We start from the raw sequence: 24,801 nt of genomic DNA, 5'->3' as shown, positions 1-24,801 counted from the left end.
GGGCCCCGACCACGCGCCGCCGGAGGCGGCGCCATGAACACAGAGAGGCGACGATGATGTTGCGCACCATGATGAAGTCGAAGATCCACCGGGCCACCGTGACCCATGCCGATCTGCACTATGTGGGGTCGGTGACCATTGACCAGGATCTTCTCGATGCGGCCGACCTGCTCGAGGGTGAGCAGGTCTGCATTGTCGACATCGATAACGGAGCCCGTCTCGAAACCTATGTGATCGCGGGCGAGCGGGGGTCCGGAGTGATCGGTATCAATGGTGCCGCGGCTCATTTGGTCAACCCCGGTGACCTGGTCATTCTCATTGCCTACGGCATGATGGACGAGGCCGAGTTGCGCGAGTACGACCCGAAGGTCGTGTTCGTCGATGACCGTAATCGTCCGGTCGAGCTGGGCTCGGATCCGGCGCATGCGCCGGAGGGCTCGGATCTGATCAGCCCGCGCAACCTGACCTTCGTCTGAGCGGCGCGGTGACCGCATGCTCCTGACCATCGATGTCCGTACGACCAGCACGGTGGTCGGGCTGACCGCGGGTTCCGGATCGCAGGCCGAGTTGGTCCGGCATTGGCGGATACATACGAATCCGCTGCACACCGCCGACGAGTTCGCGATGAGCCTGCGGGGTCTGGTGGGCCCGGATCTCGACGCGGTGACCGGTGTGGCCGGTTTGTCGACGGTGCCGCCGGTATTGCGGGAACTGCGGTTCATGCTCGATCGATACTGGCAGCATGTGCCGCATGTGCTGGTGGAGCCCGGCGTCCGGACCGGTATTCCGTTGCTGGTGGACAATCCGAAAGAGGTCGGCGCGGACCGGATCGTGAACAGTCTCGCCGCCCATCATCAGTTCGGCGGGGCCGCGATCGTGGTGGATTTCGGTGTGTCGATCTGTGTCGATCTCGTATCGGCGAAGGGGGAGTTCCTCGGCGGTGTCATCGCACCGGGGGTGGAGACCGCGACCGAGGCGCTGACCGAGCGGACCGCGTTGCGCCGAGTGGAGTTGAGCAGGCCCCGGTCGGTGGTGGGTAAGAACAGTGTCGAATGCATCCAGTCCGGTGCGATCTTCGGTTTCGCCGGTCTGGTGGACGGTCTGGTCGACCGTATCCGGGACGATATCGACGGTTTCGCCGATGCGGGGGTCGCGGTGGTGGCCACCGGTGCGGCGGCTCCGCTGATCATCGATGAATCCGAGACCATCGAGCACCACGAGCCCCATCTGACGATCACCGGCCTGCGGCTGGTCTTCGAACGCAATCAGCGCCGCGCTCGTGGCTGATACCGCGGTCCGAGCCTGTGACATATTCCGCTGATCCGAATGTGGCCGAGGCGACGCCGGCTTGCTAAGCTCAACGTGTGCTGAACCGCATGCGTACCCAGGAGTGTTGTCGAGGCTGATTCGCCTCGACCGTTCGAGGCATTCTGCAGTCCTCGACCGTTTCTTTACTTCCTGGAGATGCGTTCATGCATTCGCCTGCTCTCTCGTCCGTAGTGCGTCGACCGGTCCGTGATACTTCCGCGGCGGCCGCGAATCCGATTCCCGATCGTCCGATCGCCCCGGCCCTGCCGACGCGGCTGCGCCCGGCGGATCTGCTCCGCCTGACCGACGAGACCGGTGAGGACGTGCTCGCCGGACGGTACGACCATCTGCTTCCCTCGGACGGTCTGTGGCCGGCGGTCGACCGCTGGGCCACGCGTCTGGTCGCCGACGACGAGGTCGATATCTGGCTGATCAGCTGGACTCCGGACAAATCCACGAAACTGCACGATCACGCCGGTTCGCTCGGCGCGCTGACCGTGCTCAGCGGGGCGCTGGCCGAATACCGATGGAACGGTACCGAACTGCGTCACCGGGTGCTGTCCGCCGGCGATCAGGCCGCGTTCCCCATCGGCTGGGTGCACGATGTCGTGCGTGCCCCCGACCGGATCGCGGTCTCGGGCTCGTCCGGTACCGGACCGCTGGACCCCACCTTGAGCGTGCACGCCTACTCGCCGCCGCTCACTGCCATGTCCTATTACGAAGTGACCGGACACGGCAGCCTGCGGCGTACCCACACCGTTCTCACCGACCAGCCCGAAGGTGACCTCTGATGTCGCGACTGACCATTGATCAGATGCTCGACCAGGCCCGCGCGCAGTTGCGGCGGATCCATCCGGTAGAACTGCCTGCCGCGCTCGCCCGCGGGGCGATTCTGGTGGATATCCGCCCCGCGGCGCAGCGGGCCAGGGAAGGGGCGCTGCCCGGAGCCCTGGTCATCGAACGGAATGTGCTCGAGTGGCGGCTCGATCCCAGCAGCTCGGCGCGCCTGGCGCTGGCCACCGATCACGATGTCGAGTGGGTGGTGGTCTGCTCGGAGGGGTACACCTCCAGCCTCGCCGCGGCGTCGTTGCGCCAATTGGGGCTGCATCGCGCGACCGATCTGGTCGGCGGATACAAGGCGCTGGAAGCCGCCGGTATGCGATCGGTGGCCACCGGTGCCGCGCACTTCACCAGGGAAGTTCGTTCGCTCGCCGTTCTCTGAATTGTTGTCCTCGGCCGAATGCGGCCGGACGACAATACATTTCCGCAGTGCGTCGGCGCCGCGGGAAATTCTAAGCAACCAAATGGTCTATTTCTCCCGGGCTGCCCTGCCGCGCCTTCCGCAAGTGATTCCTTATCGCGCGGTTGGGGCGGGCGGATGACGAATCGATTTGCGGTGCACGCTAGGGTGGTTCGCTGTGAGCAACCCGAACATCTCGTCATCCGGCGGCTCCGCGGGCGTTGTTCCCGCGGGGCGATCCAGCCGCTCTGTGGAGGTCGACGACGTCCCCGAGCAGATGCGGATCCGCCGGGAGAAGCGGGAGCGGCTGCTCGAGTCGGGCGGGGAGGCCTATCCCGTTTCGGTGCCGCGCACCCATAGCCTGGCCGAAATCCGCGCCGCCTATCCGGATCTCGCGGCCGATACCGCGACCGGTCGGCTCGTCGGTGTGGCCGGCCGGGTCATCTTCATGCGAAATACCGGCAAATTGTGCTTCGCTCAGCTACAGGAGGGCGACGGCACCACTTTGCAGGCCATGGTGAGCCTGAACGGTGTCGGTGCGGACGCGCTGGCGGCGTGGAAGGCCGATGTGGATCTCGGCGATATGGTTTTCGTGCACGGTGAGGTCATCTCGTCGCGTACGGGTGAATTGAGTGTCATGGCCGATTCCTGGTCCATGGCCGCGAAGGCACTGCGTCCGCTCCCGGTAGCGCACAAGGAGATGGGCGAGGAAGCACGGGTCCGGCAGCGCTATGTCGATCTGATCGTGCGCCCGGAGGCCCGCCGGACGGCCCGTACCCGGGTGGCGGTGGTGCGTGCGCTGCGCAACGCTCTGGAACGCCGTGATTTCCTCGAGGTCGAGACGCCGATGCTGCAAACGCTGCACGGAGGCGCGGCCGCACGGCCCTTCCGCACCCACTCCAACGCGCTCGATATGGATCTCTACCTGCGCATTGCTCCGGAATTGTTTCTGAAGCGCTGCGTGGTCGGCGGGATCGAGCGGGTCTTCGAGATCAATCGCAACTTCCGTAACGAAGGTGCCGATTCCACCCATTCGCCCGAGTTCGCGATGCTCGAAACTTATCAGGCGTACGGTACCTACGACGACTCCGCACGCATGATCCGGGAATTGATCCAGGAAGTCGCCCAAGAAGCGCTGGGAACGCAGGTCGTCACCCTCGCCGACGGTTCGGAATACGACCTGAGCGGTGAGTGGACAACGGTCGAGATGTATCCGTCGTTGTCCGAGTCTACGGGGGTGGACGTCACTCCGGAAACAACTGTTCCGGAATTGCTCGAGCTCGCCGATCGAGTCGGTCTGGAAATTCCCGAAGGTAAGGGCTACGGCCATGGCAAACTGGTGGAGGAACTGTGGGAGCACTGCTACGGCGACAAGCTGTACGTGCCGACTTTCGTCCGTGATTTCCCGGTCGAGACGTCCCCGCTGACCAGGCAGCACCGGTCGCGGGCCGGGGTAACCGAGAAGTGGGATCTGTATGTCCGCGGCTTCGAGTTGGCCACCGGCTATTCGGAGTTGGTGGATCCGGTGATCCAGCGCGAGCGGTTCGTCGATCAGGCGCGCCTGGCCGCGGCCGGTGACGACGAGGCAATGGTGCTCGACGAAGACTTCCTGGCCGCGATGGAACACGGGATGCCGCCGACGACCGGAACCGGTATGGGAATCGATAGGTTGTTGATGGCGCTCACCGGATTGGGAATCCGGGAAACGATACTGTTCCCAATAGTGCGGCCGGTCGGCCGTTGAGCGATCGGTTTGCATAGCAGGCCGCTCGTCTTGGAATTTTCCGAATTCGAGGTATTCTTGCCTCGGGTAATCGGCCTGATTTTGCGGGCCGCACGATTTCGAGAGGACGTTCATCTCATGGCAAAGAAGGTCACCGTTAGCCTGATCGACGATGTCGACGGTGAGTCCATCGCGGACGAGACCATCGAGTTCGCAATCGATGGGGTGTCGTACGAGATCGACCTGTCGTCGACGAATGCAGCCAAGCTTCGGGACGAGTTGGAGCAGTGGGTGACCAGTGCCCGGCGGGTGAGCGGGCGGCGTCGGGTGAAGGCCGCTGTCGCGGCCTCCGGGAACACCAAGGCACGCGCCACCATGGATCGAGAACAAAGCGCGGCTATTCGCGAGTGGGCGCGCCGGAATGGTCACAAGGTTTCCGCGCGTGGCCGTATCTCCGCCGATATCACCGACGCGTACAACAAGGCCGCGAAGGGATAGTTCTTCTTTCAACCGTCGCGCGTGCGGGATATTCGCAGAGCACGCCGACGGCTGGTCTTCTCGATAGCTATTTGGAATTACCGCTGGCCCCGGCGTCGATCGCCGGGGCCGCTGCGCCCGGCGGCGTTCCATCTTGCCCGAGCGGCCGACTGCCCGGCACGATAGATGCGATCGGCCGGGCCCGGGGCGCCGCGGTGCAAGAGGTCCGCAGTGTTCGGCAGTTGCTGCCGATATGGAGAGGTGAGGTATCGGCGCAGTGTCCGGATCCGTCGGTTCGTTCCTTCGATTCACCGATGACGAAGGCCGTAGGCGCGAGGTGATGTTGAGCCCCGATCGGCAGCGGATCACCATCGGCCGCTCCGCGGGTGCCGATCTGTCGCTGCGCTGGGACGCGGAGGTGTCGCGACTGCACGCCGCGGTCGAATACCTCGCCGCGCACTGGACCATCGTGGACGACGGCCTTTCCCGTAACGGCACGTTCGTCAACGGCGAACGCATCAACGGCCGCCGTCGCCTGATGCCCGGTGACCGTATCCGGGTGGGCACCTCGCTGGTGTCCTTCCACGACTTCAACGGCGTCGCCGACGACGCCACCCGCGCCTCCGGCGCGAGCATGCCCACCGTGCGTTCGCTGACCGAGGCGCAGCGGGGAGTACTCGTCGCGCTGTGTCGCCCGTTCAAAGGGGATGCCGGTTTCGCCGCCCCCGCCACGAACCAGCAGATCGCCGACGAGCTGTTTTTGAGTGTTGACGCCGTCAAGACCCATCTGCGCGCCCTGTTCGCGAAGTTCGGCGTCGAGGACCTGCCCCAGAACCAGAAGCGGGTCCGGCTGGCCGCGCTGGCCATGCGCAGCGGGCTCATCACCGATCGCGATCTCTGAGGATCCGCCGGCTTCTCTTTCGCCGCGGCGTTCACCTGTTGATCTCCGGTGCCGGGGAACTGCCTGCTCCGGGCGCGTCGTACCGCCGTCGTCGGTCCGTCGGCGCGGATCTCCCCAGCTCTGGGAGTCGTTCTGTTCGCTCTGGGCAAAACCGGAGTGGGAAACCAATCGGTGGGTAAGGGCGTTATGAGTGAATAGGTCTGCCGTCGGGCCCACATCATTAGGGTGGAGCGGCGGCGGCGTAATCCCCTGCCAACTAGAGTGGGAGGCGGGGGCCGCAACCCCTGGCCTTCATGGCAGGCTGAAGCCGACGGTTGTCCACGACACACCACGGCGTCAGCCGGCCATAGAGTCCGGAGCAGGAGAGTGAGGGAGCGATGTTCGAGAGGTTCACCGACCGCGCGAGGCGTGTCGTCGTCCTGGCCCAAGAAGAGGCCCGGATGCTCAACCACAACTACATCGGCACCGAGCACATCCTGCTGGGTCTGATCCATGAGGGTGAGGGTGTCGCGGCCAAGTCCCTGGAGTCGCTCGGTATCTCGTTGGAGGGCGTGCGCAGCCAGGTCGAAGAGATCATCGGCCAGGGCCAGCAGGCCCCGTCCGGTCATATTCCGTTCACCCCCCGCGCCAAGAAGGTGCTGGAGCTGAGCCTGCGCGAAGCGCTGCAGCTCGGTCACAACTACATCGGTACCGAGCACATTCTGCTCGGCCTGATCCGCGAGGGTGAGGGTGTCGCGGCCCAGGTGCTGGTCAAGCTCGGCGCCGACCTCAACCGGGTCCGCCAACAGGTCATCCAGCTGCTGTCCGGGTACCAGGGCAAGGAGCCCGTGGAATCCGGCGCCCGGGGCGAGACGGGTACTCCGTCCACCTCGCTGGTGCTCGACCAGTTCGGCCGCAATCTCACCCAGGCGGCCCTGGAGGGCAAACTCGACCCCGTCATCGGCCGCTCGAAGGAGATCGAGCGGGTCATGCAGGTGCTGAGCCGCCGTACCAAGAACAACCCGGTCCTGATCGGCGAGCCCGGTGTCGGTAAGACCGCCGTCGTCGAGGGCCTGGCCCAGGCCATCGTCAACGGCGAGGTCCCGGAGACGCTGAAGGACAAGCAGCTCTACACCCTCGACCTGGGTTCCCTGGTCGCGGGCAGCCGCTACCGCGGTGATTTCGAAGAGCGCCTGAAGAAGGTGCTCAAGGAGATCAACACCCGTGGCGACATCATCCTGTTCATCGACGAGCTGCACACGCTGGTCGGTGCGGGTGCCGCCGAGGGCGCGATCGACGCGGCCTCGATCCTGAAGCCGAAACTGGCCCGCGGTGAGCTGCAGACCATCGGCGCCACCACCCTCGACGAGTACCGCAAGTACATCGAGAAGGATGCCGCCCTGGAGCGCCGGTTCCAGCCGGTGCAGGTGGGCGAGCCGACCGTCGAGCACACCATCAACATCCTCAAGGGTCTGCGCGACCGCTACGAGGCGCACCACCGGGTCTCCATCACCGACGGGGCCCTGGTGGCCGCGGCCACCCTGGCCGACCGCTACATCAACGACCGGTTCCTGCCGGACAAGGCGATCGACCTGATCGACGAGGCGGGGGCCCGGATGCGCATTCGCCGGATGACCGCGCCGCCGGACCTGCGCGAATTCGACGACAAGATCGCCGACGCGCGTCGGGAGAAGGAATCGGCGATCGACGCGCAGGACTTCGAGAAGGCCGCGCGGCTGCGCGACAAGGAGAAGCAGCTCGTCGCCAAACGGGCCGAGCGCGAGAAGCAGTGGCGCTCCGGTGACCTGGATGTCGTGGCCGAGGTCGACGACGAGCAGATCGCCGAGGTGCTGGCCAACTGGACCGGTATCCCCGTCTTCAAGCTCACCGAGGAGGAGACCACACGTCTGCTCCGCATGGAGGACGAGCTGCACAAGCGGATCATCGGTCAGGAGGACGCGGTCAAGGCCGTCTCCAAGGCCATCCGCCGTACCCGCGCCGGCCTGAAGGATCCGAAGCGTCCGTCCGGCTCGTTCATCTTCGCCGGTCCGTCCGGTGTCGGTAAGACCGAGCTGTCCAAGGCGCTGGCGAACTTCCTGTTCGGCGACGACGACGCGCTCATCCAGATCGATATGGGCGAGTTCCACGACCGCTTCACCGCCTCGCGGCTGTTCGGTGCCCCTCCCGGGTACGTCGGCTACGAAGAGGGCGGCCAGCTCACCGAGAAGGTGCGCCGCAAGCCGTTCTCGGTCGTGCTGTTCGACGAGATCGAGAAGGCCCACCAGGAGATCTACAACACCCTGTTGCAGGTCCTGGAGGACGGTCGCCTCACCGACGGCCAGGGCCGGACCGTGGACTTCAAGAACACGGTGCTGATCTTCACCTCGAACCTCGGTACCTCCGATATCTCGAAGGCCGTGGGGCTGGGCTTCTCGCAGAGCAACGCGGAGGGGTCGAACTACGAGCGGATGAAGCTCAAGGTCAACGACGAGCTGAAGAAGCACTTCCGGCCGGAGTTCCTCAACCGTATCGACGATGTGATCGTCTTCCACCAGCTCACCACCGAGCAGATCGTGGAGATGGTGGATCTGATGATCGCCCGCGTCGAGCGGCAGCTGAAGAACAAGGATATGGCGATCACGCTCACCGAGAACGCCAAGGGCCTGCTGGCCAAGCGTGGCTTCGACCCCGTGCTCGGTGCCCGGCCGCTGCGCCGCACCATCCAGCGCGAGATCGAGGACCAGCTCTCGGAGAAGATCCTCTTCGGCGAGATCGGCCCCGGCCAGACCGTTCAGGTCGATGTCGAGGGCTGGGATGGCGAAGGCTCCGGCGAGGACGCCCGCTTCACCTTCACCCCGAAGGCCAAGCTCACCAAGGAAGAAGGCGAGAAGAAGCCCGAGGTCGTGCTCACCGGCGCGGGCGAGGGTTCGACCGAAGCCGCTTCGGGCGAGTAGCCGACAGCGCAACACAGGGCCTGCCCACCGGTACCACACCGGTGGGCAGGCCCTTTTTGCGTGGGTGAGAGGCCGTCACCCGTCGGTGAGACATTCCGGCCGGTGCGCGCGCGTACGGTGGGGGCAGTTCATTCGATACGAATCGGGGGTATCACCATGACGAATCCGGATCTGACCACGATCGCGGTTCTGCTCGACCGTTCCGGCTCCATGCAGACCATCAAATCCGATACCGAGGGCGGGCTGGCCGCCTATTTCGAGGAACAGCGGCAGGCCGGGAAAGCAGTGCGGGTCACCCTGGCGCAATTCGATACCGAGTACGAATGCGTGTATTCCAACGTCCCGATCGATCAGGTGCCACCGCCGGTGCTGCAGCCGCGCGGCGGCACCGCGCTCTACGACGCCATCGGCAAACTGGTCACCGATCTCGGTACCGAACTGGCGGCCAGGCCGGAGGACGAGCGGCCCGGCACCGTGATCGTGGTCGTTCTCACCGACGGGCACGAGAATTCGAGCCGCGAATGGACCCATGCCGCCGTGCGGTCACTGATCGAACAACAGCAGAACGTCTACAGCTGGGATTTCCTGTTCCTCGGCGCCAATATGGACGCGGTCGCAATCGGGAGCGGTCTCGGCTTCGCCCCGCAGCAGTCCATCACCTACGGGGCGGCTCCGGCCGGTGTCGCCGGCGTCTTCCGGGCGGCAGGGGCGTATTCACGGCGTCTACAGGCTCCGGCGGGCGCACCGGGGGCGCGTGCGGCCGGGTTCACCGAGCAGGAGCGCCGCGACGCGAACCCGGGCTGAACCGCGGGTTCACTCGGATCCGGCGGGCCCCGGATCGGCCGGGGCCCCGGCAGCTCCGCGTGGTTCGGAGGTCACCGCTACCGGTGCCGCCGGTTCCCGAGAACTGTTGTCGCCGACCTCTTTACGGGCCCGCGGCCGCGCATCCGGGTCGATCGCGATCCGCAGTGGGCGGCTCGGTAGCCGCGCCGCGACCCGGTAGCCGCCGCTGGGTTTGGGGCCGGCGGTCAACGCGCCTCCGAGCGCGTGGGTGCGCTCCCGCATGGCGATGATCCCCATCCCGCGGGTGGGGCCGGCGTGTTCGGGCTTACCGGTGGGGCGGGTGTTGTCGACGGTGAGATCCACGGAATCGGCGGCGTAACGCACCGTCACGGTGGCCTCGGAGCCCGGGGCATGGCGTACGACATTGGCCAGGGATTCCTGGACGATCTGGGTAGCCGCGTCGTCGATGGCCGCGGGCAGGGAATCGGGAGTTCCGAGGACCCGGGTGTGCACCGTCAACCCCGCCAGCCGGGGTTTGCGTAGGAGTTCGTCCAGGTCGGACATGGTGGGATCGGGCTCGCGAGGTGGTGGGGGCGGCGCATGCGAGGCGGCCGGTGGGCGACCCGCGCCTGCTCCGTTTCCTTGCGTCCGATCGCCGCCGGGCCGGTCGCGGCGGCCGAAACCACCTCGTCGGGAACGCTTCGCATGCTCGCGTGCGCCGTTATCCCCGGCGCCGGTCGGGTCGTGGTCGCGCGGCGGCGGTGCCGGTGTGCCGGACGCGGGCTCCACCGCCTGGATCGCGTGGCGCAGTGCCTGCACATCCTCGAGCGCGTTGCGGCTGGTGGTTTTGATCTCGGCGACCGTCCCCGCCGCTTTCGCGGACTTGTTCTCAACCTGCTGGAGAGCCATCCCGGCCTGCACGTTGATGAGCGAGAGATTGTGCCCCACCACGTCGTGCAGTTCGCGGGCGATCAGCAAGCGCTCCGTGCCGACCTCGAGTTCCCGCTGCTGCCGCGCTGCCGTGCGTTCGGCGGTGTCCAGGGCCTGCCGGGTCTGTGCGAGCAGGCGCCGGTGCCGCAGCACTTCGAACAGCGCAGCGGCCAGCGCAACCCAGCCCAGTAGCCCGACCATCTGCCAGCTCGTCATCGCGAACTCTCCACCTGCACCACCCTATTCGCCTGTTGTGCTCGGGCGTCGGCGCACACCCGGATTTCCGGTGCCGCAATGGTATTCCGATGACGAATGTGCCGGTTCCGGGTGGGCCGGTCGGCAGCGGCGCGTGATCATCGCATCTGCGGCAGTACCCGCCCCGGCGCGGGTATGGTCCAGTGATGGTCGACCAGCAAGTGCGTGTACCGGACCTGTCCACACGGCCGTACGAACTCACCGTGGAGCGGGTGATGACCGCTTCACCCGAACTCCTCTACCTGGCGTGGACCCAGGGCCTCGATATCTGGCTCGCGGAACCGTCCTCGGTGCGGATGCGGCCCGAGGTGAACGAGCCGTTCTATTTCGAGACCCTGGAGCAGGGGAACTCCCGGCCGCATTACGGCCGCTTTCTCCGTCTGGAACCGGGCCGGCTCATCGAATTGACCTGGGTGACCGGCGCCGGCGGCACCGAGGGTGCGGAAACGGTGGTGCGAGTCGAGTTCGTCAAACAACCCCGCGGCATCCGATTGAGGTTGCGGCACAGCGGTTTCGCCGACGAGGCGGCCCGCGACCGGCATCGGGAGGCGTGGCCCGCGCTGCTGGCCCGCCTCGACGAACGAACTGCGACGAAGTGAGGGTACGAGTAGGTTCGAGTCCTGCTCGCAACGAATCGTCTTCGAAAGGATCGTGATGCCCACACGTACCGCGCGCACCGCATGGACCGGGGGTCTGCAGGACGGCTCCGGCCAGGTCGAGCTGGTCAGCTCAGGGGTCGGCAAGTACGACGTGTCGTTCCCGAAGCGGTCGGCCGATGACGCCGACGGCACGACCAGCCCGGAGGAGCTGATCGCCGGGGCCCATTCGTCCTGCTACGCGATGGCGCTGTCGAACGAGATCGCCCAGGCCGGCGGTACCCCCCAGAGCCTCGACGTCTCGGCCGCGGTGACCCTGGGTCCCGACCCGGCGGGCGGTTTCCGGATCAGCCGGATCGCCTTGACGGTGCGCGGCCGGGTATCCGGGCTCGACGAGGCGGGTTTCGCGGCGGCGGCCGCCGCGGCCAAGGTCGGATGCCCGGTCAGCAAGGCTCTCGGCGGAGTGGACGACATCACCCTGGACGCTGCTCTGGAATCCTGACGTGCCTGTCCCGGGCCCCGAGCCGGGGCCCGGGATCGCGAAGTGCCCCTATCCGGCCCTACCGGCGCCGTGCCCGGGCTGGAACCACGCCCGGGCACTCGGTGTGTACATGGCCGGGATCGCGACGAATACGGCGCAGATATGGCCGGCACGAGTGAGCGCCAGAATCGCGGTCGCGGCGCTCATATCGGTGAACACACCGGTGCCCGCTGCCGCGAGCATCCGAACGGGCTCCACCACCAGTGACGCCGTGCCCAGTACGCCGATGCCCACGGTGAGCAGGTTCCTGGCCCAGCGCTCGCCCCGCAGCATTCGCCACGCGATACCGAGAACCCCCAGATAGATTGCGGTGCGCAGCAACCAACCGGCGGTGAGCGCGCCCATATCAGCAATGTCGTCCGGTATGCGCGCGCCGCGAACCGCGGTTTCCACGATTCCGCAGCCCACGGCCGCCACGAGCGCGACGAAGGCGATGGTGACAGCCGCGGGCCGCCGCACGAGTGGGCTGTCCGGGTGGGCGAGTGCGGTGTCGTTCATACACCGAACCTGCCCGGTGCCGGCCGCTCCCCGGATCAACCCGCGGTAGCAGCGGCCTCCGGTACCGGGGTACTGCCGCGGGTGCTCGACTCGGTGAGCGCGGCGAGGCACCGGCCACGCCGCCGGCGATCGGCGGCGTGGCCGGTGTGTGCGGAACGGATCAGGAGGCGGGCTTACCCGCCACGTCGAGGACGACCTCGAACTCCAGCAGCGAGGCGCCGGTGGCGACAGGCTTGTTCTGCTGTCCGGCATGGGCCTCCTTGGCGGGACCGTCGCGCCACGCCGCGAACGACTCCTCGGAATCCCACTGGGTGACCACGAAGTACCGATTCTCGCCGGCCGTGGGCCGCAACAATTGGAAGCCGAGGAACCCGGGGGAGTTCTCGACCGCGTGCGCGCGGTGGGCGAACCGCTTCTCCAGCTCGGGGCCCGCGCCCTCGGGGACCTCGATCGCATTGATCTTCACAACAGCCATACCCCTGAGCTTAGGTATCGCGGCTCCGGGTGGGACAGTGCCGCACGACACAACAGGGCCACTGCGCGCGCCCCGGGAGCGCCGCCGCGCCCTGTGGAGGGTTGTGAATAAACTCGGCCCGGTGTTGCACGACGAAGGTGGGACCGGGGTTCCGATACTGCTGCTGCACGGATTGATGGGCAGCGCCCGCACCTGGCAGGACCAGGTCCAGTGGTTGCGCCACCACGGCCGGGTGTACACCTTCGACGCCGCCGGGCACGGCCGCCCCGCCCCGCCCGAACTCACCACCGAGGCCCTCGTCGCCGACCTGGCCGACGCCACCGCGCGAATCGCCGAGCCGATGATCGTGATCGGGCATTCGATGGGCGGCCTGCACGGCTGGGTGTTCGCGGCCACGTATCCGAGCCGGGTGCGCGGGCTGGTGGTGGAGGATATGGCAGCCGATTTCACCGGCCGTACCGCCGCCCACTGGGCCGCGATGGTCGAGGCCTGGCCGCAGCCTTTCGCGGACGAGGCCGCCCTGGTGGCGCATTTCGGCCCGGTTGCCGGTCGCTACTTCCGCGATTCGTTCCAGCGGGGCCCGGACGGCTACCGGTTGCACGGCGAGGTGGCCACCTTCCGGGACATCTCGGAGGAGTGGGGGGTCCGGTCGTTCTGGGGGGAGTGGGGCAGGCTCACCGTGCCCACGCTGCTGATCGAGGGTGAACACACCATCACCCCGCCGGGGCAGATGCGCCGGATGGCCGAACTACACCCCGCCGCCGAGCACGTCCTGGTTCCCGACGCCGGTCACCTGGTGCACGATGATCAGCCGGAGCGCTACCGGGCCGAGGTGGAGAGTTTCCTCGCCCGCGTCCTGCGCGGAGTACCCGGCACCGCCGCCGAGATCTGAGCAACCCCCGGCCGTGGGCGCGCTTCAGCCCTCTCCAGCCAGGGCGAACCGTCCGTCGTCGGTCTGTTCGATCAACCCGTCCACCAGCAGCGAATCCAGTGCGCGGTCGCGCTGGCCGGGGTCACGGGTCCAGGCGAGGTCCAGCCGGACGCGTTCCACCGGTGCGTGCGCGGCCCGCAACACGTCGAGCAGTCGTCCTCGCGCCTGCCGGTCGGTGCCCTCGTACTTCTGCGTCCGGCGTGTCGATTCGGCCACCGGCCGCCCCGCCGTGACCCACGCGCAACGCGGCAGCGGGCAGCGGGTGCAATCCGGGGTCCGCGCGGTGCACACCGTCGCGCCGAGTTCCATCAGGGCCGCCGAGAACACGGCGGCCCGGTCGGTCCGGCCGGGTAGCAACGCCTCGGTCTCCCGTAGATCGCGCGCGGCCGGGTTGCCGGCCTCCCGGCCGTGCACGGCCCGTGCCACCACCCGGCGCACATTGGTGTCGACCACCGGAACTCGCGCCCCATAGGCGAAACAGGCGACCGCCCGCGCGGTGTAGGCGCCGATCCCGGGCAGTCCGAGCAGCACCTCGACATCGTCGGGCACCTGGTCACCGTGCTCGGCGGCCAGGACCTGCGCGCATTCGTGCAAGCGCAGGGCGCGGCGCGGATAGCCGAGTTTGCCCCATGCCCGCAGCACCTCGCCCGCGCTCGCCGCCGCCATGGCCGAGGGCACCGGCCAGCGCCGCACCCATTCCCGCCAGATCGGTTCCACCCGCGATACCGGCGTCTGCTGCAGCATGATCTCGCTCATCAGGATCTGCCAGGCGCTCACCCCGGGCCGCCGCCACGGCAGGTCCCGGGCCGTGCGGGCGTACCAGTCGATCAGGGTGTCGGAGTCGATCGCGCCGGGTTCGATCGACACGACACCGCGCCCGCCCGAACCCGGCTTCCCGATACCTGCGCTGCTCACCCGACCCGCTCCGTTCACCTCACCGTGCAGTTTCACCGGTTCGGCGTGAAGGGACGCCGCGCTGTAACGGGACGGAAGCAAGCGAGCACATCAAATCGTGCAGAATGGACACCATGCCTCAGTCCAACCCGGTAAGTGCCTGGAAGTCGCTGCGCGAAGGAAACGAGCGCTTCGTGAACGGCACGCTGCTGCATCCTAGTCAGGGAGCCGCCGATCGAGCCAAGCTCGTCGCCGGCCAGCATCCGACCGCCGTGCTGTTCGGATGCGGAGATTCCCGAGTCGCCGCGGAACTGATCTTCGATCAGGGGCTTGGCGATATGTTCGTGGTGCGCACCGCGGGCCACGTGATCGACGCGGCGGTGCTGGGGTCGATCGAATACGGCGTCGGTGTGCTCGATGTACCGCTGATCGTGGTGCTCGGGCACGACAGCTGCGGTGCGGTCAAAGCGACCCTGGAGGCGCTGGACGGCGGCGAGGTGCCCGGCGGATTCATCCGCAGCATCGTCGAGAAGGTCACACCGTCGATGCTGATCGGGCGCCGCGAGGGGCTCGAATCGGTGGACGAACTCGAAGCCCGCCACGTGGTGGAGACCAGCCGCCTGCTGATGGAGCGGTCGATGATCGTGTCCGAGCGGGTGGAGGCCGGTAAATGCGCGATCGCCTGCGTCACCTACAAATTGGTCGACGGCCGGGCGAAGCTGCATCGCGTGGTCGGCAATATCGGGGAGACGGTCTGACCCGTGGCCGGCTGTCGGCGCCACCTTCGGGTGTGCCGTTGACGACCGCTGCCGCCCGCTGCGCTTACCGTTGACACGTGTTGGAACCGACAGGACCGTTACCGCCGGAGATCTACTGGCGGCGTCGTGTGTTCGCCATCGGCGCGCTCGTGGTCGCGCTCGCGGTGGTTATCTGGCTGGCCGTCACCGTCTCCCGGGGCGGTGACGCGCCCGATGCCGCCGCGGCGGCATCGACCTCCGAGACCACCGAGCCCGGCCCGGAGCCGGCCGCGTCATCCACCACCACGCGGACGTCCGGCACGGCATCCGGTACGCGCAGTACCGAACCCACCCCGGCGGCCTCCGGTCAATGTGCCGACCAGTCACTGGCCATCAAGGTGTCGGTGGGGCAGCCCACCTACCAGATGGGTGAGGAACCGGTATTCGGGATCGTGATCACCAATATCTCCGGTGCGCCGTGCACCCGGGACATGGGATCCGGGCTGCAGCGCGTATCCGTGCACTCACTCGACGGTGGGCGGCAACTGTGGGCGAGCACGGATTGTTTTCCCGACGGCGATCCGGATGTGCGCACCCTCGACCGCGGTGAGCAGGCCGCGTTCACGGTGACCTGGACCGGCGCGACCTCGCAGCCGGAATGCGCGGGGGAGCGGGTGCAGGTACCCGCGGGCGCCTACAACGTGGTGGCGCAGATGGGTTCGGTGCGCAGCGCGCCCGAACCCTTCAACATCGCCTGAGCGGAGTCACTTCTTCGTCAGGCCTGCCAACCGCAGCGCGCCGCGCAGACTGGACGCCTCGTGCAGGGTCATCGGCGTGGCCTTGCCGTCGGTACCCGGCGGGACCACCGCGGTGGTGAAGCCGAGTCGTTCGGCCTCGGCGAGCCGGCGGGTCACCGAGGTGATCCGCCGGACCTCCCCGGCCAGCCCCACTTCGCCGAGGATCACCCAACCGGGCGGCAGCGCCGTATCGCGGGCCGCGCTGGCGATGGCGAGCGCGACGGCGAGGTCTGCGGCGGGTTCGGTGAGCCGCATACCGCCCACGGTGGCGGCGTAGATGTCCTGTTTGCCGACATAGAGACCGCACCGGCTCTGCAGCACCGCCAGCACCATGGCCACCCGGTTGTAGTCCAGTCCGCTGACGGCCCGGCGGGGCGCCGGCGCCTGCGTTTCCACCGTGAGCCCCTGTACCTCGCCGACCAGCGGTCGCTTTCCGTCCATCGCGACGGTGACCGCCGTACCCGGCACCGAATCCGCACGATGGTGCAGGAACAGGCCGGAAGGGTCTGTCACACAGGCGATTCCGTCGTCGTGGAGTTCGAAACAGCCCACCTCGTCCGCGCTGCCGAACCGGTTCTTGATCCCGCGCACCATCCGCAACGCGGTGTTCTTGTCGCCCTCGAACTGCAACACCACATCGACCAGATGTTCCAGCGTGCGTGGACCGGCGACCGCGCCGTCCTTGGTGACATGTCCCACCAGCAGGACGGCGATACCGCTCGCCTTCGCCAGCGACGTCAGCGCCGCGGTCACCGCTCGTACCTGGGTGACACCCCCGATCACGCCGTCGGTATCGGCGGCCAGCATCGTCTGTACCGAATCGACCACCAGCAGTGTGGGTTTCACCTGATCGACATGTCCGAGCACCACCGAGAGATCGGATTCCGCGGCCAGATACACCCGGTCGTGCACCGCACCCGTCCGGTCGGCGCGCAACCGCACCTGTCCCGCCGACTCCTCCGCGGTGACGTAGAGAGCCCGCTCGTCGCGCTGCCGCGCCCAGCGATGCGCCACCTCGAGCAGCAACGTCGATTTGCCCACCCCCGGCTCACCGGACAGCAACACCACCGACCCCGCGACGATCCCGCCGCCCAGCACCCGGTCCAGCTCGGAAACCCCCGTGGGCCGCGCCGTGGTCGTCTGTGAATCGATCCGGGAGATCGGCGCCGCGGCGGTACTCGGGAGCATCGCCCTACGCCCCGGTCCCGCCGTCGCGGCCGCCACGGGCATCGCCTCGTCCACGGTCCCCCAGGACCCGCAGCCAGGACACTTACCGACCCATTTGGCGACTTCGTGCGCGCACTCCGAACACCGATAGACGGCTTTGTTCTTGGTCACTGCCACAGCCGCACCCTACGCACGCCCGCCGACAGTGTTTATTTGCGGCGCCTGCGGCGCCGCGGGGTCGAGGCCCCCGAAGGTCCCGCCGTTCGGGCCTCGAGACTCGCGGCTTCGCCGCATGCGATGTGCGGTGGGCCCCGTCCATGGAATGCGACCATTGAGCACCTCCGGCCAAGGGCGGGACGGGCCTCGACCCTTTCAGGGCCTCGTAAGACTCGGCACCGAGAAGGCGCTCCTGTTCGTGAAAACGATCAGACGCCAGGCCGACCAGGCGGTCGAGTCGACATCCGACCCGAACATCGAATGCCGACGCAACCCGCATGCGTCGAGTTTTACGAGACACCTCCAAGGGTTGAGGCCCGTCTCGCCGTTTCGGCCTCGAAGCGCATGCGCGAAGCTCGAGTCTCGAGGCCGAAACGGCGAGACCCAGGGGGCCTCAACCCCGCGCCGCCGCAGGCGGCGCCAAAAACACAGCACCTTCACAAGCAGGCCGACGTTCACACCTTCGCGATCAAGTCTGCCCGTGGCGCGCGGATTCTCGAACTGTCTCCAAGCGGTCGGGACCCGAGGCCGAGCCCGACCCCCGGAAGCCGGTATCGGCGCCGAAGGACTCAGTGCCCGCCGGCGGAACCCGTGGTGCTCTTGGAGAGCTCCGATTCGTGGCGGGGGGCGTCTACACCGGCGTCTACCGGGACCTGGACCAGGACATTCCCGTTGTTCTTGAAGTTGAAGGTGACGTCGTAGGTGAGGCCGGGGGTGATGTTCTGGGTGAGGCCGGTGATCTCGATGCGGGCCGGGGTGGTCTCGCCGCCTTCGGTCTTGATCGTTTCGCCGCTGGTGTGGGTTTCCGCGCCGGCCTGTGGGGTGGAGACCACGACCGTCTCGGAGGGGGCGATCTCGAGTCTGTCGCCCTTGCCCGGGGTGATCTCGACGGTCCCGAGGTCGGTGGTGACGCCGGTGAGTTCGTCGGTGCCCACCGCGCCGGTGTTCACGATAGACAGCGCGAGCGCTGCCTTGCCGCCGGCGGTGTGGGTGGCATTGCCGTTGCCGGGGAACACGATGTGCACGTTGCGCAGGGCGATATCGCCGGCGTTGGCCGTGTTGCCGTTGATGGCGGCGACCTGTACGGCGGTCTGGGAGATCTGGCCGGCGCCGCAGCCGGACAGGATGAGCGCCGCACCGGCGGCGAGCGCGGCGGCCGCCACCATGCGGCGCCGCCGGGTCGGGACCGGGCCAGCGGCAGTCACAGCAGTCAGGGCAGTCACGGGTTGTCCTCCATGTCCGAGTGGGCGCACTCCAACTAGGCACTGTAGTAGTTGGGTTCGGGCCTGGGGAGCACCGGGCGGTGTCAGGGGGGATTACATGGCGCGCGGTGTGTGATTTGTCGCACGTCATGGTGTGTCCGGTGGGTCGCGGATCGTAGTCTCGCACCGCCCCGGTGTGCGTCCTGGAACGGCTCATCGGCCAGGTGTCGCGTATATCCCGGCGCGTCGCGCTGACCGGTAACGATCGGGCCTCCGCGACCCGCTTGCGCGACCGCGCCGAGTGGGTTTTCATATGCCCTCGGAGGGCCCGTGCCCGACACCCGTTCGGGCACAACGTGATGCACACCAAACTCGTCCTGTCAAGCCCCAGTACCCGGTCGTTGTGGCCCTGACCTGCGCAGTTGATCGCGCCGTTATTGAGTCGCGTGTTAAACTGTGAACATCGAAAGGGGCACGGGACACATGATTTTTAAGGTCGGAGATACCGTCGTTTATCCCCATCATGGGGCGGCTTTGATCGAAGCTATCGAGACCCGCACCATCAAGGGTGAGCAGAAAGAGTATCTGGTCCTGAAGGTCGCACAGGGTGACCTCACTGTTCGGGTTCCCGCGGAAAACGCGGAATATGTCGGCGTTCGCGATGTAGTGGGCCAGGAAGGTCTCGACAGAGTCTTTCAGGTGCTGCGTGCGCCACATACGGAAGAGCCCACCAACTGGTCCCGCCGTTACAAGGCCAACCTCGAGAAGCTCGCCTCCGGCGATGTGAACAAGGTGGCCGAGGTCGTTCGCGACCTGTGGCGCCGGGAACAGGATCGTGGCCTGTCCGCGGGCGAGAAGCGGATGCTGGCCAAGGCTCGGCAGATCCTCGTCGGGGAGCTCGCGCTCGCCGAGGGCACCGATGACGGCAAGGCCGAGACGCTTCTCGACGAGGTCCTCGCCGCGGCTTCCTGATCGTGCACAAAAAGGACGGTCCCGGCCGTGGCGCCGGTCCCGTCACCGCACTGGTTCCTGCCGCCGGTCGTGGCGTGCGCTTGGGTGCAGATGAACCCAAAGCGTTCGTCCCGATCGGCGGCACACCCATGCTCACACTGGCTGTGAACGGGCTGGTGGCTGCCGCGGTCGTCGACGAGATCATTGTGATGGTGCCCGCCGAACACGTCGACCGGACGGCAGCTCTCCTACCCCCCGATGCCCCGGTACGGATCGTGGTCGGCGGCGCCGAGCGCACCGATTCGGTACGTGCCGGTCTCTCCGCTGCCGGTGATGCGGCGTTCTTCCTGGTGCACGACGCGGCCCGGGCGCTCACGCCGCCCGCGCTGATCGCCCGGGTGGTGGACGAGTTGCGCGCCGGTCATCCCGCGGTCGTGCCCGCGCTGCCGGTGGTGGACACCGTGAAAACCGTCGATTCCGGCGGGAATGTCACCGGTACGCCGGATCGTGGGGCGTTACGGGCCATCCAGACTCCGCAGGGGTTCGCCGCGGGCGCCTTGCGTGCTGCGTACGCCGACGCGGGCTCGGCGACCGATGACGCCGGCCTGGTGGAGCGGCTGGGCGTGGAGGTGCGTACCGTCGCCGGCGACCCGCTGGCCTTCAAGATCACCACCCCGCTCGATCTGCGCCTGGCCGAATCTCTGCTCATCGCGCGCCCGGCGGTGACGCCGTGCTGAACATGCGAGTGGGAATCGGCACCGATGTGCATCCGATCGAACCGGGTCGTCCCTGCTGGATGGCCGGTTTGCTGTTCGACGGCGAGGACGGTTGCGCGGGACACTCCGACGGTGATGTCGCCGCGCACGCTCTCTGCGACGCGCTGCTGTCCGCGGCGGGCCTGGGGGATGTGGGCTCGGTCTTCGGCACCGGCCGGCCGGAATGGGCCGGGGTCTCCGGGGCCGCCATGCTGAAAGAAGTGCGGCGACTGCTCGACGACGCCGGATACGAGGTCGTCAACGCCGCCGTTCAGGTGATCGGTAACCGGCCGCGGATCGGTCCGCGTCGCGCCGAGGCCCAGCAGGTGCTGGGCGATCTGCTGGACGCGCCCGTATCGGTTTCCGGCACGACCAGTGACGGCCTGGGCCTCACCGGGCGTGGTGAGGGGATCGCCGCGGTCGCCACCGCGCTGCTGCACTGTCCCGGGCGGCCGAGTGGACAGCCCGGAGACGGTGGCGAGGTGCGACCGGCATAGGGCCCGCGAGGCCGCCCGCTCAGTTCTGTGGCCCGGCGCCGGGCCACACCGGTCGGTGATCGGTTCGAGCCGGTGAGCCGCTCACCGCGACAACTGCCGACCGTGAACCCGCGGCAGGCCGTGAACCCGCGGCAGTGGAATACCGAAGTTCCCCCGCGCGGCCGAGCCGACTGCCGGTGCACCCGGCCGCACCGCTACCCTGCCCATATCCCCGCTGCACCAAATCCGAGTGCAATCCATACACGAAACTAGGATCGACTGCCGTGACGCTGCGCCTGTTCGACACCGAGAAACGGATCCTGCGTGATTTCACGCCGCTGGTACCCGGCCACGCCTCGGTGTACCTGTGTGGGGCGACCGTGCAGGGGCTACCCCATATCGGTCATGTACGCAGCGGGGTCGCCTTCGACATTCTGCGCCGGTGGCTGACGGCCAACGGTTCGGATGTGGCGTTCATCCGCAATGTCACCGATGTCGAGGACAAGATTCTCAGCAAGGCGGCCGCGGCCGGCCGGCCCTGGTGGGAATGGGCGGCGACGCACGAACGCGCCTTCGACCAGGCCTATCGGCAACTCGGTGTACTGCCGCCGTCCGCCGAACCGCGCGCGACCGGCCATATCACCCAGATGGTCGAATTGATGCAGCGTCTGATCGACCGGGGGCACGCCTACGCCTCCGAGGGCAATGTGTATTTCGATGTCCGGAGCTACCCGGATTACGGGCATCTGTCCGGGCACCGGCTCGAAGATGTGCACCAGGGCGAGAGCGCCGGCCTCGGCAAACGCGATCCCCGTGATTTCACGTTGTGGAAAGCCGCCAAACCGGGCGAACCGACCTGGCCCTCGCCCTGGGGCCCCGGGCGGCCCGGCTGGCACCTGGAGTGCTCGGCCATGGCCGAGTTCTATCTGGGGCCGGAATTCGATATCCATTGCGGTGGAATGGACCTGGTCTTCCCGCACCACGAGAACGAAATCGCGCAGTCCAAGGCGGCCGGGCACGGTTTCGCCCGGTACTGGTTGCACAACGGCTGGGTCACCATGGGCGGCGAGAAGATGTCGAAATCGCTCGGCAATGTGCTGTCCATCCCGAATGTGCTGAAATCGGTGCGCGCGGTGGAATTGCGTTTCTACCTGGGTAGTGCGCACTACCGGTCGATGCTGGAATATTCGGACAAGGCGCTGCACGATGCCGCCCAGTCCTATCAGCGGATCGAAGCGTTCGTACAGCGAGTGGCCGAACGCGGCGGGGATATTCCGATGGGCAAATGGACCGACGGATTCGCCGCCGCACTCGACGACGATCTCGGCGTGCCGAAAGCGCTCGCCGAGATCCATCACGGCGTGCACGAAGGCAACCGCGCCCTCGACGCCGGCGTGCTCGACACCGCCCGGGAACACGCCGGGCAGATCCGGGCCATGCTCGATGTCCTGGGCGTGGACCCCCTCGACCCGCACTGGCACAGCGCCGCCGACCATTCGGCCGCCGATGCGGCCCTGGACGTGCTGGTGGGCGCCGAACTCGAACGGCGCCAGCAGGCCCGGGCCGCCAAGGACTGGGCGACCGCCGACGCGGTCCGTGATCGGCTGCAGGCGGCCGGAATCGAAGTAACCGATACACCCAACGGTGCCGAATGGTCGCTGGGCGCACCTATCCCTGGAAAGGCGGGCTGATGGCCGGCAATTCGCAACGTCGCGGTGCGATTCGTAAAGGCGGCACCAAGAAGGGCGCCGTGGTCGGGTCCGGCGGCCAGCGCCGTCGCGGGCTGGAAGGCCGCGGGCCGACGCCACCGGCCGAACAGCGCACGAAACATCCGGCGGCGCGTCGCTCCGCGGCGAAAGCCAAAGCCGCGCAGAACAATCCGCCCGGTCGCGGGCGTCCGGCCGGTAGGCGCAGCGAGGACGGTCCCGAACTGGTGCTGGGCCGCAACCCCGTGGTGGAGTGTCTGCGGGCCGGGGTTCCGGCCAGCGCACTGTTCGTGGCGGTGGGTACCGAGAACGACGAGCGGCTCACCGAGAGTGTCCGCCTCGCCGCCGATACCGGGATCTCCATTCTCGAGGTGCCGCGCACCGATCTGGACCGGATGAGCTCCAACGGCCTGCACCAGGGCCTGGCACTGCAGGTGCCGCCCTACCGGTACGCCCACCCCGACGACCTGCTGGCCCGGGCCAGGGAATCCGCCGAGCCGGCACTGCTGGTAGCGCTGGACAATATCTCCGATCCGCGCAACCTCGGCGCCGTCGTGCGCTCGGTCGCGGCCTTCGGCGGTCACGGCGTGGTGATTCCGCAGCGCCGCAGCGCCAGCGTGACCGCGGTCGCGTGGCGGACCAGCGCCGGCGCCGCGGCCCGGCTGCCGGTGGCCCGGGCCACCAATCTCACCCGCACTCTGAAGGATTGGGCCGCCACCGGTGTCCAGATCGTGGGCCTGGACGCCGGCGGCGATCTGTCCCTGGACGATTTCGACGCCACCGCCCCGACGGTGATCGTCGTCGGCTCGGAAGGTAAGGGGCTGTCGCGGCTGGTCCGGGAGACCTGCGATTCGGTCCTGAGCATTCCGATGGCGGGCCCGGTGGAATCGCTGAACGCCTCCGTCGCCGCGGGCGTGGTGCTGGCCGAAACCGCCCGGCAGCGCCGCGCCTGAACGTCCGGTCACGGGCTCCCGTCCGGCCCCGGTCGCCGGGTCGGAAGCCGCTGCCGCGGCGCGGTGATCGGGCGTGTCGGGTAGCGGTCAGCGACCGGTTCGGGAGTGAATCCGCCGCGCCCGGACCGCAAATCCGGCACCGCACCGTAGAATTCGTCATGTGGTGATACCCAACGCGCCCATCGGTAAGCCGGTAGAGCACCCGCATGCGACAGCGGTGCTGTTCCTCGGTGCGCTCAGCGTGCTGTGTTGCGGGCTGACCGGGCCGGTGGCCTGGGCGCTGGGTAAACGCGCACTCGATCAGATCGAGGAGTCCGGCGGCGCGTACGGGGGCCACACGCAGGTTGTCGTCGGATTCATCCTTGGTGTGATCGGCACCATCCTCATGGTCGTGATGGCGCTGCTGTTCCTGGTGGTGCTGCTCGGCGGGGGCTGAGCGGCGTCAGTCCAGGCTCTGCTGCCCGGTCCATTTCGTTCGCGCCCAGCTCGGCCATTCGTCATTGATCGAGCCGGACCACGAGGGCTGGCGGCGCTCCCGGAAGGCGGCCATCGCCTCCCCGGCATCCCGGCCGTCGGCGATGTGCTCGTTCAGGTCGGCTTCGAGCCGCGAGACCACGTCGGGTTCCAGCCCGACACCCTCCCACAGCAGCCGTTTGGACAGCGCGGCGCTCAACGGGGCCGAACCGCCCGCGATATCGTGGGCCACCGCCATCGCGGTCGGCACCACCTCCGCCGCGGGCAGACAGGCATTGGCCAAGCCCATGGCCCGGGCCTCCGCCCCGTCGAAGGTACGGCCGGTGAGCAGGATATCGGCGGCATTGGCCAGCCCGGCCAGCCGCGGCAGCGTCCAGTGCACATAGCCGTCGGCGAGGACCCCGCGCCGGACCTGGCTCAGCGCGTAGACCGCGTCGTCGGCCACATACCGCAGATCGCACTGCAGTGCCAGCGCCAGCCCCGCACCCACCGCGTGCCCGTTGACCGCCGCGATCACCGGTTTGCGCACCCGGAACGGCGGCGGATCGATACTCGCGCTCACCTCGCCCACCCGGTCCGACAGATCGGCGCCTGCACAGAAAGCGGGCGGGGTACCGGTGATCACCACGACCCGGATGGCGTCCTCGGTGTCACACCGTTTCAGCGCCGCCCCCAGCGCCTCGGTCATCGCGGGATTGAAGGCGTTCTGTTTCGCCGGCCGATTCAATGTGAGGACGGCGATGCCCGCTGAGACATCGACGAGCAATTCCGAACTCATGGCTCGGATGGTAGCCGTGTTCATGGCGCGGCGGCGCGCGCGGGGTTGAGCATGCGGGCTGGTTCGCAGAGGTGGATATGGGTTGACGGGGTGGAGGTGCTGTG

27 protein-coding genes are annotated in these 24,801 nt (G+C 67.8%); 20 read left to right on the top strand and 7 right to left on the bottom strand.

Annotated features, from left to right (window positions below):
* The first annotated feature begins 56 nt into the window (after positions 1-56).
* The 9 genes from panD to NF4_RS01275 all read left to right on the top strand — a co-directional run bounded on the left by panD (position 57) and on the right by NF4_RS01275 (position 9,386).
* A complete protein-coding gene (gene panD / locus NF4_RS01315; protein ID WP_063125471.1) occupies positions 57-476 on the top strand; it encodes an aspartate 1-decarboxylase in 420 nt (139 codons plus the stop codon).
* 16 nt (positions 477-492) lie between these two features.
* Positions 493-1,287 (top strand): type III pantothenate kinase, encoded by a 795-nt coding sequence (locus NF4_RS01310; RefSeq protein ID WP_030524144.1) that lies wholly within the window; start codon positions 493-495, stop codon positions 1,285-1,287.
* A gap of 185 nt (positions 1,288-1,472) precedes the next feature.
* Positions 1,473-2,099 carry a cupin domain-containing protein gene (locus NF4_RS01305; protein ID WP_084532766.1) on the top strand — a complete coding sequence of 209 codons (627 nt, stop codon included), beginning with the start codon at positions 1,473-1,475 and terminating at the stop codon, positions 2,097-2,099.
* 8 nt (positions 2,100-2,107) lie between these two features.
* Positions 2,108-2,530, top strand: a complete 423-nt coding sequence (locus NF4_RS01300; RefSeq protein ID WP_030524142.1) for a rhodanese-like domain-containing protein — start codon at positions 2,108-2,110, stop codon at positions 2,528-2,530.
* A 295-nt stretch (positions 2,531-2,825) separates the two neighbouring features.
* The gene (gene lysS / locus NF4_RS01295) at positions 2,826-4,292 is read left to right on the top strand and encodes a lysine--tRNA ligase (protein ID WP_063125469.1); all 1,467 of its coding nucleotides are present in this window, start codon (positions 2,826-2,828) and stop codon (positions 4,290-4,292) included.
* Positions 4,293-4,409: 117 nt separating this feature from the next.
* Positions 4,410-4,769: a histone-like nucleoid-structuring protein Lsr2 gene (locus tag NF4_RS01290; RefSeq protein ID WP_030524140.1), complete on the top strand. Its 360-nt coding sequence runs from the start codon at positions 4,410-4,412 to the stop codon at positions 4,767-4,769.
* 319 nt (positions 4,770-5,088) lie between these two features.
* A complete protein-coding gene (locus NF4_RS01285; RefSeq protein ID WP_084532767.1) occupies positions 5,089-5,649 on the top strand; it encodes an FHA domain-containing protein in 561 nt (186 codons plus the stop codon).
* 377 nt (positions 5,650-6,026) lie between these two features.
* Entirely contained in the window at positions 6,027-8,582 is a 2,556-nt protein-coding gene (locus tag NF4_RS01280) for an ATP-dependent Clp protease ATP-binding subunit (RefSeq protein ID WP_063125462.1), read from the top strand.
* A 156-nt stretch (positions 8,583-8,738) separates the two neighbouring features.
* Complete coding sequence (locus tag NF4_RS01275; RefSeq protein WP_198165186.1) at positions 8,739-9,386, top strand: vWA domain-containing protein; 648 nt, start codon at positions 8,739-8,741, stop codon at positions 9,384-9,386.
* Positions 9,387-9,395: 9 nt separating this feature from the next.
* Here NF4_RS01275 and NF4_RS01270 read toward each other — a convergent pair whose 3' ends face one another.
* Positions 9,396-10,511, bottom strand: a complete 1,116-nt coding sequence (locus NF4_RS01270; RefSeq protein ID WP_063125461.1) for a sensor histidine kinase — start codon at positions 10,509-10,511, stop codon at positions 9,396-9,398.
* Between the two features lie 185 nt (positions 10,512-10,696).
* Between NF4_RS01270 and NF4_RS01265 the strand changes: the two genes are divergently transcribed.
* Positions 10,697-11,149 (top strand): SRPBCC family protein, encoded by a 453-nt coding sequence (locus NF4_RS01265; protein WP_063125460.1) that lies wholly within the window; start codon positions 10,697-10,699, stop codon positions 11,147-11,149.
* Positions 11,150-11,204: 55 nt separating this feature from the next.
* Positions 11,205-11,648 carry an OsmC family peroxiredoxin gene (locus NF4_RS01260; protein WP_063125459.1) on the top strand — a complete coding sequence of 148 codons (444 nt, stop codon included), beginning with the start codon at positions 11,205-11,207 and terminating at the stop codon, positions 11,646-11,648.
* A gap of 48 nt (positions 11,649-11,696) precedes the next feature.
* Here NF4_RS01260 and NF4_RS01255 read toward each other — a convergent pair whose 3' ends face one another.
* Both NF4_RS01255 and mhuD read right to left on the bottom strand, forming a co-directional pair.
* Positions 11,697-12,185, bottom strand: coding sequence for a hypothetical protein (locus tag NF4_RS01255; protein ID WP_157119872.1), 489 nt, complete (start codon positions 12,183-12,185; stop codon positions 11,697-11,699).
* Between the two features lie 160 nt (positions 12,186-12,345).
* Entirely contained in the window at positions 12,346-12,660 is a 315-nt protein-coding gene (gene mhuD / locus NF4_RS01250) for a mycobilin-forming heme oxygenase MhuD (protein WP_039821787.1), read from the bottom strand.
* Between the two features lie 121 nt (positions 12,661-12,781).
* Here mhuD and NF4_RS01245 point away from each other — a divergent pair, with 121 nt between their 5' ends.
* On the top strand, positions 12,782-13,552 hold the full coding sequence (locus tag NF4_RS01245; protein WP_063125467.1) for an alpha/beta fold hydrolase: 771 nt from the start codon (positions 12,782-12,784) through the stop codon (positions 13,550-13,552).
* 24 nt (positions 13,553-13,576) lie between these two features.
* On the opposite strand, the gene NF4_RS01240 is transcribed toward NF4_RS01245, so the two are convergent.
* Positions 13,577-14,452 (bottom strand): HhH-GPD family protein, encoded by an 876-nt coding sequence (locus NF4_RS01240; protein ID WP_063125466.1) that lies wholly within the window; start codon positions 14,450-14,452, stop codon positions 13,577-13,579.
* Positions 14,453-14,619: 167 nt separating this feature from the next.
* On the opposite strand from NF4_RS01240, the gene NF4_RS01235 reads away from it, so the two are divergent.
* Both NF4_RS01235 and NF4_RS01230 read left to right on the top strand, forming a co-directional pair.
* The gene (locus tag NF4_RS01235; protein WP_063125465.1) at positions 14,620-15,243 is read left to right on the top strand and encodes a carbonic anhydrase; all 624 of its coding nucleotides are present in this window, start codon (positions 14,620-14,622) and stop codon (positions 15,241-15,243) included.
* 77 nt (positions 15,244-15,320) lie between these two features.
* Positions 15,321-15,980 carry a hypothetical protein gene (locus NF4_RS01230; protein WP_063125457.1) on the top strand — a complete coding sequence of 220 codons (660 nt, stop codon included), beginning with the start codon at positions 15,321-15,323 and terminating at the stop codon, positions 15,978-15,980.
* 6 nt (positions 15,981-15,986) lie between these two features.
* Here the strand turns inward: NF4_RS01230 and radA are convergent, their stop codons facing one another.
* Together radA and NF4_RS01220 are read right to left on the bottom strand one after the other, a co-directional pair.
* Positions 15,987-17,357: a DNA repair protein RadA gene (gene radA / locus NF4_RS01225; RefSeq protein WP_063125456.1), complete on the bottom strand. Its 1,371-nt coding sequence runs from the start codon at positions 17,355-17,357 to the stop codon at positions 15,987-15,989.
* 614 nt (positions 17,358-17,971) lie between these two features.
* Complete coding sequence (locus NF4_RS01220) at positions 17,972-18,607, bottom strand: copper chaperone PCu(A)C domain-containing protein (RefSeq protein WP_369690911.1); 636 nt, start codon at positions 18,605-18,607, stop codon at positions 17,972-17,974.
* 480 nt (positions 18,608-19,087) lie between these two features.
* Here NF4_RS01220 and carD point away from each other — a divergent pair, with 480 nt between their 5' ends.
* From carD to NF4_RS01190, 6 genes are all read left to right on the top strand, one after another.
* The gene (gene carD, locus NF4_RS01215; protein ID WP_011206964.1) at positions 19,088-19,576 is read left to right on the top strand and encodes an RNA polymerase-binding transcription factor CarD; all 489 of its coding nucleotides are present in this window, start codon (positions 19,088-19,090) and stop codon (positions 19,574-19,576) included.
* Positions 19,577-19,578: 2 nt separating this feature from the next.
* Complete coding sequence (gene ispD, locus NF4_RS01210) at positions 19,579-20,292, top strand: 2-C-methyl-D-erythritol 4-phosphate cytidylyltransferase (protein ID WP_063125454.1); 714 nt, start codon at positions 19,579-19,581, stop codon at positions 20,290-20,292.
* A gap of 2 nt (positions 20,293-20,294) precedes the next feature.
* Positions 20,295-20,807 carry a 2-C-methyl-D-erythritol 2,4-cyclodiphosphate synthase gene (gene ispF / locus NF4_RS01205; protein ID WP_051715022.1) on the top strand — a complete coding sequence of 171 codons (513 nt, stop codon included), beginning with the start codon at positions 20,295-20,297 and terminating at the stop codon, positions 20,805-20,807.
* A gap of 263 nt (positions 20,808-21,070) precedes the next feature.
* Positions 21,071-22,477, top strand: a complete 1,407-nt coding sequence (gene cysS / locus NF4_RS01200) for a cysteine--tRNA ligase (protein WP_063125453.1) — start codon at positions 21,071-21,073, stop codon at positions 22,475-22,477.
* Positions 22,477-23,445 carry a 23S rRNA (guanosine(2251)-2'-O)-methyltransferase RlmB gene (gene rlmB / locus NF4_RS01195; protein WP_063125464.1) on the top strand — a complete coding sequence of 323 codons (969 nt, stop codon included), beginning with the start codon at positions 22,477-22,479 and terminating at the stop codon, positions 23,443-23,445. The genes cysS and rlmB overlap by 1 nt, the downstream gene beginning before the upstream one ends.
* Before the next feature lie 160 nt (positions 23,446-23,605).
* Positions 23,606-23,881 carry a DUF4190 domain-containing protein gene (locus NF4_RS01190; RefSeq protein WP_063062966.1) on the top strand — a complete coding sequence of 92 codons (276 nt, stop codon included), beginning with the start codon at positions 23,606-23,608 and terminating at the stop codon, positions 23,879-23,881.
* A 6-nt stretch (positions 23,882-23,887) separates the two neighbouring features.
* Here the strand turns inward: NF4_RS01190 and NF4_RS01185 are convergent, their stop codons facing one another.
* A complete protein-coding gene (locus NF4_RS01185; RefSeq protein WP_063125452.1) occupies positions 23,888-24,697 on the bottom strand; it encodes an enoyl-CoA hydratase/isomerase family protein in 810 nt (269 codons plus the stop codon).
* Positions 24,698-24,801 lie beyond the last annotated feature (104 nt).

The sequence above is a fragment of the Nocardia fusca NBRC 14340 genome (assembly GCF_001618425.1).
GTDB lineage: Bacteria > Actinomycetota > Actinomycetes > Mycobacteriales > Mycobacteriaceae > Nocardia > Nocardia fusca.
Note: the sequence above shows the minus strand (reverse complement) of the source record. Positions and strands in the feature narration are given on the sequence as shown.

Coding starts and splice junctions, on each gene's coding strand:
- panD (WP_063125471.1), top strand. CDS start 57: ATGTTGCGCACCATGATGAAGTCGAAGATCCACCGGGCCACCGTGACC.
- NF4_RS01310 (WP_030524144.1), top strand. CDS start 493: ATGCTCCTGACCATCGATGTCCGTACGACCAGCACGGTGGTCGGGCTG.
- NF4_RS01305 (WP_084532766.1), top strand. CDS start 1,473: ATGCATTCGCCTGCTCTCTCGTCCGTAGTGCGTCGACCGGTCCGTGAT.
- lysS (WP_063125469.1), top strand. CDS start 2,826: ATGCGGATCCGCCGGGAGAAGCGGGAGCGGCTGCTCGAGTCGGGCGGG.
- NF4_RS01290 (WP_030524140.1), top strand. CDS start 4,410: ATGGCAAAGAAGGTCACCGTTAGCCTGATCGACGATGTCGACGGTGAG.
- NF4_RS01285 (WP_084532767.1), top strand. CDS start 5,089: ATGTTGAGCCCCGATCGGCAGCGGATCACCATCGGCCGCTCCGCGGGT.
- NF4_RS01280 (WP_063125462.1), top strand. CDS start 6,027: ATGTTCGAGAGGTTCACCGACCGCGCGAGGCGTGTCGTCGTCCTGGCC.
- NF4_RS01275 (WP_198165186.1), top strand. CDS start 8,739: ATGACGAATCCGGATCTGACCACGATCGCGGTTCTGCTCGACCGTTCC.
- NF4_RS01270 (WP_063125461.1), bottom strand. CDS start 10,511: ATGACGAGCTGGCAGATGGTCGGGCTACTGGGCTGGGTTGCGCTGGCC.
- NF4_RS01265 (WP_063125460.1), top strand. CDS start 10,697: ATGGTCGACCAGCAAGTGCGTGTACCGGACCTGTCCACACGGCCGTAC.
- NF4_RS01260 (WP_063125459.1), top strand. CDS start 11,205: ATGCCCACACGTACCGCGCGCACCGCATGGACCGGGGGTCTGCAGGAC.
- NF4_RS01255 (WP_157119872.1), bottom strand. CDS start 12,185: ATGAACGACACCGCACTCGCCCACCCGGACAGCCCACTCGTGCGGCGG.
- mhuD (WP_039821787.1), bottom strand. CDS start 12,660: ATGGCTGTTGTGAAGATCAATGCGATCGAGGTCCCCGAGGGCGCGGGC.
- NF4_RS01235 (WP_063125465.1), top strand. CDS start 14,620: ATGCCTCAGTCCAACCCGGTAAGTGCCTGGAAGTCGCTGCGCGAAGGA.
- carD (WP_011206964.1), top strand. CDS start 19,088: ATGATTTTTAAGGTCGGAGATACCGTCGTTTATCCCCATCATGGGGCG.
- ispF (WP_051715022.1), top strand. CDS start 20,295: ATGCGAGTGGGAATCGGCACCGATGTGCATCCGATCGAACCGGGTCGT.
- rlmB (WP_063125464.1), top strand. CDS start 22,477: ATGGCCGGCAATTCGCAACGTCGCGGTGCGATTCGTAAAGGCGGCACC.
- NF4_RS01185 (WP_063125452.1), bottom strand. CDS start 24,697: ATGAGTTCGGAATTGCTCGTCGATGTCTCAGCGGGCATCGCCGTCCTC.